The sequence below is a fragment of the Pelosinus propionicus DSM 13327 genome, assembly GCF_900114615.1.
Lineage (GTDB): Bacteria > Bacillota > Negativicutes > DSM-13327 > DSM-13327 > Pelosinus > Pelosinus propionicus.
The window spans coordinates 1-9,536 of record NZ_FOTS01000091.1; the positions used below are offsets into that span (position 1 = coordinate 1).

At 37.7% G+C, this 9,536-nt stretch carries 11 protein-coding genes and 1 tRNA gene; 8 read left to right on the plus strand and 4 right to left on the minus strand.

The window, feature by feature from the left end; translation table 11 throughout:
- Positions 1–13 precede the first annotated feature (13 nt).
- The 7 genes from BMZ99_RS25015 (at position 14) to BMZ99_RS25045 (ending at position 6,004) form a co-directional block, all read left to right on the plus strand.
- Entirely contained in the window at positions 14–163 is a 150-nt protein-coding gene (locus BMZ99_RS25015; protein WP_139214823.1) for a transposase, read from the plus strand.
- Positions 164–492: 329 nt separating this feature from the next.
- Positions 493–1,269 (plus strand): DUF554 domain-containing protein, encoded by a 777-nt coding sequence (locus BMZ99_RS25020; protein ID WP_245755155.1) that lies wholly within the window; start codon positions 493–495, stop codon positions 1,267–1,269.
- A 153-nt stretch (positions 1,270–1,422) separates the two neighbouring features.
- On the plus strand, positions 1,423–2,784 hold the full coding sequence (gene brnQ / locus BMZ99_RS25025; protein WP_090944521.1) for a branched-chain amino acid transport system II carrier protein: 1,362 nt from the start codon (positions 1,423–1,425) through the stop codon (positions 2,782–2,784).
- A 5-nt stretch (positions 2,785–2,789) separates the two neighbouring features.
- Positions 2,790–3,653 carry an MBL fold metallo-hydrolase gene (locus BMZ99_RS25030; protein WP_245755156.1) on the plus strand — a complete coding sequence of 288 codons (864 nt, stop codon included), beginning with the start codon at positions 2,790–2,792 and terminating at the stop codon, positions 3,651–3,653.
- 159 nt (positions 3,654–3,812) lie between these two features.
- Positions 3,813–4,505, plus strand: coding sequence for a response regulator transcription factor (locus tag BMZ99_RS25035; RefSeq protein ID WP_090944527.1), 693 nt, complete (start codon positions 3,813–3,815; stop codon positions 4,503–4,505).
- Positions 4,486–5,793, plus strand: a complete 1,308-nt coding sequence (locus BMZ99_RS25040) for a sensor histidine kinase (RefSeq protein WP_090944530.1) — start codon at positions 4,486–4,488, stop codon at positions 5,791–5,793. The genes BMZ99_RS25035 and BMZ99_RS25040 overlap by 20 nt, the downstream gene beginning before the upstream one ends.
- 135 nt (positions 5,794–5,928) lie before the next feature.
- Positions 5,929–6,004, plus strand: a tRNA-Thr gene (locus BMZ99_RS25045).
- Between the two features lie 97 nt (positions 6,005–6,101).
- On the opposite strand, the gene BMZ99_RS25050 is transcribed toward BMZ99_RS25045, so the two are convergent.
- The 3 genes from BMZ99_RS25050 to BMZ99_RS25060 all read right to left on the minus strand — a co-directional run bounded on the left by BMZ99_RS25050 (position 6,102) and on the right by BMZ99_RS25060 (position 8,826).
- A complete protein-coding gene (locus BMZ99_RS25050) occupies positions 6,102–7,262 on the minus strand; it encodes a tyrosine-type recombinase/integrase (protein ID WP_090944533.1) in 1,161 nt (386 codons plus the stop codon).
- Between the two features lie 131 nt (positions 7,263–7,393).
- Positions 7,394–8,086, minus strand: a complete 693-nt coding sequence (locus BMZ99_RS25055; RefSeq protein WP_090944536.1) for a 3'-5' exonuclease — start codon at positions 8,084–8,086, stop codon at positions 7,394–7,396.
- A 29-nt stretch (positions 8,087–8,115) separates the two neighbouring features.
- The gene (locus tag BMZ99_RS25060; RefSeq protein WP_090944539.1) at positions 8,116–8,826 is read right to left on the minus strand and encodes a hypothetical protein; all 711 of its coding nucleotides are present in this window, start codon (positions 8,824–8,826) and stop codon (positions 8,116–8,118) included.
- 182 nt (positions 8,827–9,008) lie between these two features.
- On the opposite strand from BMZ99_RS25060, the gene BMZ99_RS25065 reads away from it, so the two are divergent.
- The gene (locus BMZ99_RS25065; protein ID WP_281246869.1) at positions 9,009–9,194 is read left to right on the plus strand and encodes a helix-turn-helix transcriptional regulator; all 186 of its coding nucleotides are present in this window, start codon (positions 9,009–9,011) and stop codon (positions 9,192–9,194) included.
- A 188-nt stretch (positions 9,195–9,382) separates the two neighbouring features.
- On the opposite strand, the gene BMZ99_RS27675 is transcribed toward BMZ99_RS25065, so the two are convergent.
- Positions 9,383–9,536: transposase (locus BMZ99_RS27675; RefSeq protein ID WP_139214858.1), on the minus strand; the 154-nt coding region annotated here is incomplete at its 5' end.

Consider the following 9,536-nt stretch of genomic DNA (forward strand, 5'->3'; position numbering starts at 1 on the left):
ACTGAAAGCAGATATGGGCTTCCGACGTTTTCTTATGAGAGGCAGCGTCAAGGTGCAAACCGAGTTTCTATTGCTGTGCATGGGGTATAACCTAAACAAACTCCACAACAAAATTCAAAGTGGTCGCTGTGGAACTTACTTGCATATTCCCAAAGCAGCCTGACAAATACAAATAGACTTTTTTATTGGGGAAGAGGCTTCCTCTGTTTGCTATGGGCATAAACGGAAGAAGAGCTTCTTTGTTTATTCTTTTTCGCCTGGATTTTATCTGCTCAAGAAAGGAAGGCTGCCACAAAATGCTTTTTTTCAAAAAGCATTTTGCGACAGCCTCTTTGTAAACCTTGTGTAGGATATATACTTGCATGTAGGGGCTCTAGAAGGTTACAATTTATGGTATGGTTAATTTAATATATTTGATCTTATCTGCCGCTACTGTAAGCGTTAAGGAATCAGAACTGTCATTATGAGCAGTGTGAAGCAGCTCTTTGCAAAATGATGTTTGATGATGCAGTACTGGTTCCTATTTTACTGGAAAGGAGATTCATAATGCCTATTGGTGTCATTGTTAATAGCTTATCTGTACTTTTTGGAGGAATTGTAGGAGCCTTTTTAGGGGACAGAGTTCCAGAGCGAATTAGAACCAGCCTGCCTTTAATTTTTGGTGTAGCTTCCATGTCCATGGGAATTACCACCATCGTGAAGATGCATACCCTGCCAGCTGTTATTTTAGCAGTTATTGTTGGGACAACGATCGGTGAACTGATACAATTTGAACAGGGAATTGAAGGTTGGTCCAATAAAGCTCGAGGGCCGATCGAAAAATTGTTTTCCAGTAAAGCCGGGATAGAAAATCCAAAAGACTTTATGGATCAGTTTGTAAGTATTGTGATTTTGTTTTGTGCAAGCGGCACAGGGGTGTTTGGTGCTTTGCAATCGGGGATGACAGGAGATCATACGATTTTATTAGCAAAGTCGATTCTTGATTTTTTTACAGCGGGAATATTTGCTGCAGCTTTAGGCTATATGGTTGCTGCAATTTTTATCCCACAATTTATTGTACTGCTGATTTTGTTTTTAGCGGCATCCTTCATTATGCCATTAACCACACCGGCTATGCTTGCGGACTTTTCTGCATGTGGCGGTATTCTGATGCTGGCTACCGGGTTTCGCATTTGTGGAATTAAATCGTTTCCGATTGGGAATATGCTGCCTGCCATGGTGATTGTTATGCCATTATCTTGGATTTGGATTACATATTGCAATTTTTAATTCATTGTGTACTGGATTCAGAAAGGCATTTGCCGACATCCATTGAGGAACTAGCGTATGTAATTGATAATTTTTTCGAAACGTTATATACTTCAATAATGTGCTTGGAGTGCGGTAAAATAAACGTTATTATTTAAAAGTAGGAGTGGTTATATGGATAAACGATTGACGTTATCGTCTTATATATTGATTGGTTCCATGCTGTTTGGATTATTTTTTGGTGCTGGAAATTTGATTTTCCCTGTACATATGGGACAAGAAGCTGGCAGTAATGTTGTAAGTGCAACCCTTGGATTTCTTGTCACAGGGATAGGACTGCCCTTTTTAGGAGTTGTAGCTATTGGTGTATCGAAAAGCAGGGGGTTATTTGATTTGGCCAGCCGTGTTCATCCTGTGTATGGATACATTATGACGGTTTTATTGTATTTAACCATTGGTCCTTTTTTTGCACTTCCCAGAACCGGCACGGTTTCCTATCAAATTGGGTTGGCACCCTATATTGCAGATGAATATCAGACCATAGGTTTAGCTATTTTTACCGTTCTATTTTTTTTCGTGGCCTTACTTTTTTCTCTTAAGCCCAGTAAAATTTTAACTTGGGTAGGGAAGATATTAAATCCTTTGTTCTTAGTATTTTTAGCTTTTTTAGTAATCGTGAGTTTTTTACAGCCAATGGGTACTATCTCTGATGCAGCAATTCATGGAAGCTATGCTGCAGAGCCTTTTTTTAAAGGGTTCACCGAAGGGTATAATACGATGGATGCGTTGGCCTCCCTGGCGTTTGGTATAATTGTAGTTCAAACGATTAAAGGACTTGGGGTTCAAAGCCCACGCAATATCGCAATTGGCACGATTAAAGCGGGCAGTGTAAGTGTTCTTTTGATGGGACTAATTTATGGCTGTTTGGCTTATATCGGTGCGACAAGTATTGGCCAGTATAAGCTGTCTGAAAACGGCGGGATTGCATTAGCGCAAATCGCCAATTATTATTTTGGGTCATTGGGGAGCATTCTATTAGCCATTATTGTTACCCTTGCTTGCTTAAAAACCGCTATCGGTTTAATCACAGCGTGTTCCGAAACCTTTCAGGAACTATTTCCTAATTCTCTTAGCTATAAATCCTATGTAGTGTTATTTACCATTTTTTCTTGCCTGATTGCCAATATCGGGTTGACGCAAATTATTTCGTTATCCATTCCAGTATTAATGTTCTTATATCCACTAGCCATCACACTGATACTCTTGGCCCTATTATCGCCACTTTTTAAAGAGAGGCAGATTGTATATATGATGACAACTCTATGTACCTTGCTGGTCAGTATCGCTGATGGAATCAATGCAATGCCGGAGAGTATTAAAAATCAAGAGAGTGTTCAGGGGTTCCTTATCCTCTATCGTACTTTTCTGCCATTCTTTGACATTGGAATGGGGTGGATTATACCGCTGGTGGTTGGCTTAGGGGCAGGATGGATGATTAGCTGTTTTTATGCTCCAGTAAATACAAGGAAGGTATGAAGAAAATGGATAGAATTATAGATGTCACAGGCGGAAAAGGAGGTAATGCTTTCTTAGTATTGGGAACGGAAAAAACGGCATTAATTGATTGCGGCATGGCATATTGTGCGTCAAATCTCATTAAGAATATTAAGCAAGTATTATGCAAAAGAACATTAGATTATATTTGTATCAGTCATTCTCACTATGACCATATCGGTGCCATTCCGTATTTAAAAGAACAATGGTCTAATAGTAAGGTATTAGGGGCAGAATATGCAAAACAGACATTAAATAAGCCAAATGCTTTAAAACTAATTCGAAGTCTTAGCATGCAAGCAGCGCAAATTTATGGAGCAGATTCGATAGCGGACTACGACGATGAAATGATGAAGGTGGATACGGTTATTTCTGACGGGGAGATGCTGGATCTGGGATGTTTAAGCATTCATGTGGTTGAGACACAAGGTCACACCAAATGTTCATTATCATTTTTGGTTGATAATGAAATCCTATTTCCAAGTGAATCAACAGGATATATGAGTAAATCAGGAAAGATTTATCCAGCTTTTTTAACCAGCTGCTCTGAGACCATTGCTTCCATCGATAAATGTCAAAAACTAAAACCTCGATTTATCATTTCACCTCATTTTGGCTTGGTCAATGAAAGTGCTGCGTTGAGCTATTGGGAAAACTGTCTCTTGGCTGTTAAAGAAACTAGGGAGTTTATACTTCGTCTTGTCAGTCAAGGGTGCGATGAAGAGCAAATTTTAATCGAGTATGAAAAAGTATTTAGAGACAGTCAAAGTAGACTGGAACAGCCAGAAGAGGCATTTCGGTTGAATGCACGGAGTATGATAAGAACGGTGTTGAGAGAAGAACAGTTCTAAGAGGAGGGTCTGGAATTTTCCAGACCCTTTATGTTAGAACCCGTTTTTGGCAGACCTACGGATTGTAGTTCGCTTTAAATTTTCAGCAGAATTTCATTAACCTATGGTGTAATATAGTTGTTAGAATTGGAATTTTACGGAGTGAAATGGGGTTAAGTAATGAGAGTATTACTTGCTGAGGACGATAAACGGTTTGGCAATCTTCTTCATCAAATGTTACTGAGACAGGACTTGCAAGTAAATTGGGTTCTTTCAGGCGACTGTGCTTTGGATGTAATTCAAGGCGAGGCGTATGATGTTGTGATTTTAGATTGGATGATGCCTGAAATGTCTGGTTTGCAAGTGTGTCGAAAGTTAAGGGAAGAAGGCTATCAAGGCGGAATACTTATGCTTACTGCAAAGGATACGGTAGATGACTTAGTGGTTGGTTTAGAGGCCGGTGCTGATGATTATATTGTCAAACCCTTTGTTTTTAAGGAACTATTGGCTCGCATTCATTCCGTGTCCCGCAGGAGCAAGGTTACGCTAAAAGAAACTGTGATAAAAGCGGCTGACCTGGAATTAAATTTAACCACGAAGGTGGCTACGCGTGATACAAGGAGTATACAGCTGACTGGACGAGAGTTTCAGCTATTGGAATTATTGATGCAGAATTATGGAAGAGTACTGCCGAAAGAGCGCATTTTAGATCATATATGGGGATTGGAGAGCGAGGTTTCTCCTAATACCCTCGAAGCCTTTGTGCGATTACTTCGCAGGAAAATAGATGATTCTGGGGAAGTCCAATTGATACAAAATATTCGAGGAATTGGCTATAAAATGGAGGTCAAAAATGATATCCAAGACTCATAAAAAATTGACTACTGTATATACTGCAGTCTTTGGATTATTTTTGATAGCATTTGTTGGGATCGTGTGTTTAGGTATTATTTGGGGCACCTACGTAGAACGAACAGAAGATGTTAAGGTATTAGCAAATGAGATAGCAAGGGAAAATCGAGGTTTGATTCTGCAACATGCCCAAAAAGAAACAAATGGGCCACCTTTAGCAACAACAGAAGATGACTATGATATTAGTGGGCAAGTCTTTTTTTATATTGTAGATACAAAGGGGCAAATTATTAAGGCTGATCAGCCTGTTCCTGTGCTGCGAGAGTCCGCTTACTTTCAAATTATGAACTGGAATCCTTTAGAAAGCACGAAAATCACCACTGTGAAGTTGCCGACGAATAAGACGGCCGTATTGATTCTTGCTGCTCATCAGGTACAGCGCGGAGAAAATTTGTTAGCTACAGTATATGTCGGCAGGGATGTGACGGCCTATGCGCGCAGTTTGCTGCGCAGCGTTTTTACACTAATGGCGGTATCATTTATCTTTTTATTCTTAGCTGCGATGATCGGATATTTTTTAGCTGGCAAAGTTACAACTCCCATGGAGGAATCAATGAAAAGGAAGAAACAATTTATTGCGGATGCATCTCACGAGCTGCGAACGCCATTAAGCGTGCTCTTTACTTCCATAGAGGCTGTAGAAATGGACATGGATAATCGCTTGTCGCCTTTCTCTATGCAAATCATGAATGATGCAAAAGAGGAATCGTTTCGTTTAAAAAAGCTTGTCGATGATTTGTTAACACTGGCAAGAACCGATACTGGAGAGATCGAGCTAAAAAAAGAAGTATTTTCACTGACGTTAATCACTAAGCAGGTACTTCGCTCACTACGATTTGCGGCAGATGAGAAGGAGATAAAGATCCTGTTTGATGCTGCCGATTCTATGGATTTAAATGCTGATCCGGAACGCATTTACCAGCTTTTGTTTATCTTAATTGATAATAGTATAAAATATAGCTCGCCTAATAGTGAAGTGAGAGTACAATTTAAAAAGGTACAAAATACGACTGGCTGCTATACGCAAATTGCTGTGACAGATGATGGCCCAGGTATTCCTTTTGAATGTAAGGAGCAGATCTTTCAGCGCTTTTTCCGCGTTGATGCGTCGAGATCGCGGGATATTGAAGGCTCAGGCTTAGGCTTGTCCATTGCTCAATGGATTGTTGAGGCTCATGAAGGTGAGATTTATGTTAATAGTGAGCTCAATAAAGGCAGTGAATTTGTTGTCCTGCTTCCTAACCCTTGAAAGTAAATGTTTTGAGAATGATTTAGAATCTATAGTATAGCTAAAACTTAACAAGAGTAAAATTTATACCAAATTTAGTATGGGTAGTATTCTTGACTATAGGGCTGTAGTGAGATAAAATAGTAGAGGTAAGTTGCCGGTATAGCTCAGTTGGTAGAGCAACTCATTCGTAATGAGTAGGTCGTCCGTTCGAATCGGATTATCGGCTCCAATAAAATCAGTAGCTGTACCGTGTGGTGCCAAAAATGAGCGGATTATAGTGGTGCTAAAGTGGTGCAATTGTATATAAAAATGAAACCAGACAAAATTTATTTGTCTGGTTTTTTATCTTTATCTTGGGCGGGTTTTCTTGGTTTTGCTTTCTTGGTGTTTAATGCTCTTGATATAACGGAAGATGCTTTTTTAGTTGCATCTTTTCGAGGATGTACGTAAGTTCGATAAGTAAATGCTTGGTCAGCGTGCCCGAGCAGTGCAGCAACTTCTGGAATAGCAACATTTTTATCAATTAATATAGATGCAACAGAATGCCTTAATCCGTGACGAGTTGTATCAATTCCAGTTTTTGCTCTAATTTCATCAAATTCTTTGGCGAACCTTCGCGGCTCTAAAGCTGTTCCTTTATTATTACAAGTCACATATTTAGAGTGCTTTAAATCATCGTCACCTATTTGACGCTGTCTTGCCTCCTTAAGAACATCTAAAATATTATCATCTAAATAAATAGTTCTAACGCTATTTTCTGTTTTTGGTAATTCAGCAGATAATTTATTTGCTTTTGTCCGCTGAATTGACTGTGCAACCGTAAGTGTCTTTTCTTTAAAATTAATATCAGACCATCGTATGCCTAATATTTCACCTAACCTCATCGCGGTATGAGCTAATAGATAAATACCAGTATAAATACGAGTGCCTTTTGCAGCATTTAAAAATAGCTGCATTTCCTTTTCGTCTATAGTTACAATGTCTGGTCTAACAGCTTTAGGTCTTTCTATATCTTCTATAGGGTTTATTAAGATTAGCCGGGATATCCTTGCTTGTTTAAAAAGATTGTGTAATATGCTATGTAATTTTAATATAGTTGATTCCGCTAACTTCTTCTTACGCATAGCATTATAGATTTTAGTAATGTGATAAGGTAGCACTTCTTGCATTGGCACTTCATCAATAGTCAGCAAATGATTATTTAATAAGGCTTTGTAATCCTCATAGGTTTTTGTTCTTCGTTTTGGTAAGATATATTCTTCTAGCCATTGCGTACGCCACATTTTGACTGTCATTTTAGTCGGAGCTACATATTGACCTTTTCCGAATTCAGATAACTTGTCATTTTTCCATTTTACTGCCTCGCCAGAGTCCTTAAATCTCTTACTAATACGTTTTCCGTCTGGTGCAGTCAATTGCACCCGATAACCGCCTTTCTCTTTATCCTCATACAGTGTACCTTCGTTATTAGAGCGTTTTTTAGCCATGCCGGACCTCCTAAACACTTGTAATCTGATCTTGCAATGAATAGCCTGAGTGTGCTTGCTTATCTGTTGAAATCCTTACATAAACGTTCATAAAAGTTTTCCTAGTTTAGACTTTTTTAAGATTAGAATATTTATTGTTTATTCCCAAAGAAAATAGAATTATATATTTTTTTATCGCAAACCCATTCCGGTTTCATAGATATAATAATCTTTTCGCCAAGTTGCTTCTTTGCGTATAATAATGCTTGAGCACAAATCAGTACGTCTGATAATGCATTATGATGATTAAGTTCTAATTTTAGATACTCTGCAATAGTTGGTAATCTATGATTTGAGAGAAATGGCCAAGCATAGCGAGCTGTTACGCAAGAATCAATAATAGAGAATGGAGGCGGGGTGATATTGTAATATTTAAGAGTGGCTAGGAGTACAGGAATATCAAAATGGGCATAATGTGCAGCGACATTACCATATTCTTTAATATATGGTTCTATTTCTGACCATATCTCGTCAAAAGTAGGAGAATCTTTAACCATTTTATATGAAATTCCGTGGATATCCGTATTTTTAGACGAAAAATATTTTGAGTGAGGATGAACTAACCACGACTGAGAATGTATTATTTTATCTTGGCGCACTACTGCAATTCCAACTTGACAGATACTTTCATTTGCTAAGCTGGCTGTCTCGAAATCAAGTGCCACAAAATCTAAAGTTGTATCATGTTTGGTTTTGACAGGGGCGGGTAAAGCATTGCTTTTAGGTTTAGAAATTCCAAAAAATCTTTTTATAAAGCTAAACAAAATCATCACCACTTTATACATGTTTTAATAAGCTAATTTCCCCAATTGCCTTACTGAGTGTTTAATTTTTGCAGTTCTAATTTAAGATCAAATTTTACTACGTCATTCCACTCTTTTAATGTTGCTTTGGAGATTTTAAAGGTAATAAATTCTATCTTTTCAACATTGCTTAGGTTTTGGGTATATGGGATTTGTAACGTTAACTCTTTATTATCTCTAATTGCAACCATTAAATCATCGTAAAAATCTACTTCCAACTTCCTTGTCTTGTCTTTTCGTAAATATGGTCGGTTGTCATTGTATGAGAGATAGAATCTTCCTCCATATTGATATGTTTTCCCCTCTGTTCTTACTGTATAATTCCCTTTGGATGCCTCGTGTATTGTAACGTCAATACTATTACCTAAGCGTCCTATCCCTGGATCTGTCATATAAGAAAATGCACCTCGTTTTACTTTGCTATCACCTTCTAAAGAATATAAAAATCCATCCTTAAAAAATTCATATCTTTTCATTGGTTTATTTGTGTCTGTTGGATCGAAATGCATTGATAATGAGTATGTGATGTCGTTTTCGCCATTATCTAATTTATACTCTTTTAAAAACCATGTATTTAGATACATATCATCGTCATATTTATCTGATATATAACTTATAAGAGAAAAGGTTCTTTCGGCATGATTATATTGTCGTGTTGTTTCAGCAGATGCAGCACTCATAAAAAATAGACAAGCCATTATAGTAAAAATGATTCTTTTCAAAAAAACACCTCTTTTTTTTATATTTTCAGAAAAAATATTTTCTAATAAAGCAGGATTTTTTACATGCGCGACGTACAAACCTTATACCCATAAACTACCTGTATCGTGTAAAATCGTTTTGCAATAAAATTGGAGGTGTTTAACATGTCCATCTTATTGTAAAAATAGTTCGGAAAAATAAAATTAAGCAACTCAGGATCGAGAAAAAGCTTACTCAGCAGGATTTGGCTGTTGTAATTGGAGTGCATCGATCGACAATAGGTAATATGGAAGACAATCGCAGTAAAATTACCAAAGAGCAAGCACAAAAAATTGCAAAAGTCCTCGGACTGAAAGAAGCAGAAGACATATATGTATTAGGAGGATGATGGACATGTTAAATACTTCTTGGAGCTGTCTCAAAATAGGTTTTTAAAACCTATTTGAGATAGCTCTTTCTTTGTATCCCTAACCGAATAGGGTATTTTCTCTTTTTTGCGAATTAAGTGGAGTAAAGTAGGCATAGCAAAGCTAGAGGAGCATTATGCCCCTCATAAATTGCTGTGCCTGCAACCTTTTAGGCGGTCTTTTTTTCGTGTAGCATTTTTCCGCACCGTTGTTGCTGTATTTTGTTATGTAGTTTATTTAAGTTATAGCCCATCGCCAAGAACAAGAATTCAGTCCTAACGCTTTGCTTGCCACGCAGCAAGAATCTTCTAAATCGATGGTTT

Coding starts and splice junctions, on each gene's coding strand:
- BMZ99_RS25015 (WP_139214823.1), top strand. CDS start 14: ATGGGCTTCCGACGTTTTCTTATGAGAGGCAGCGTCAAGGTGCAAACC.
- BMZ99_RS25020 (WP_245755155.1), top strand. CDS start 493: ATGATGTTTGATGATGCAGTACTGGTTCCTATTTTACTGGAAAGGAGA.
- brnQ (WP_090944521.1), top strand. CDS start 1,423: ATGGATAAACGATTGACGTTATCGTCTTATATATTGATTGGTTCCATG.
- BMZ99_RS25030 (WP_245755156.1), top strand. CDS start 2,790: ATGGATAGAATTATAGATGTCACAGGCGGAAAAGGAGGTAATGCTTTC.
- BMZ99_RS25035 (WP_090944527.1), top strand. CDS start 3,813: ATGAGAGTATTACTTGCTGAGGACGATAAACGGTTTGGCAATCTTCTT.
- BMZ99_RS25040 (WP_090944530.1), top strand. CDS start 4,486: ATGATATCCAAGACTCATAAAAAATTGACTACTGTATATACTGCAGTC.
- BMZ99_RS25050 (WP_090944533.1), bottom strand. CDS start 7,262: ATGGCTAAAAAACGCTCTAATAACGAAGGTACACTGTATGAGGATAAA.
- BMZ99_RS25055 (WP_090944536.1), bottom strand. CDS start 8,086: ATGTATAAAGTGGTGATGATTTTGTTTAGCTTTATAAAAAGATTTTTT.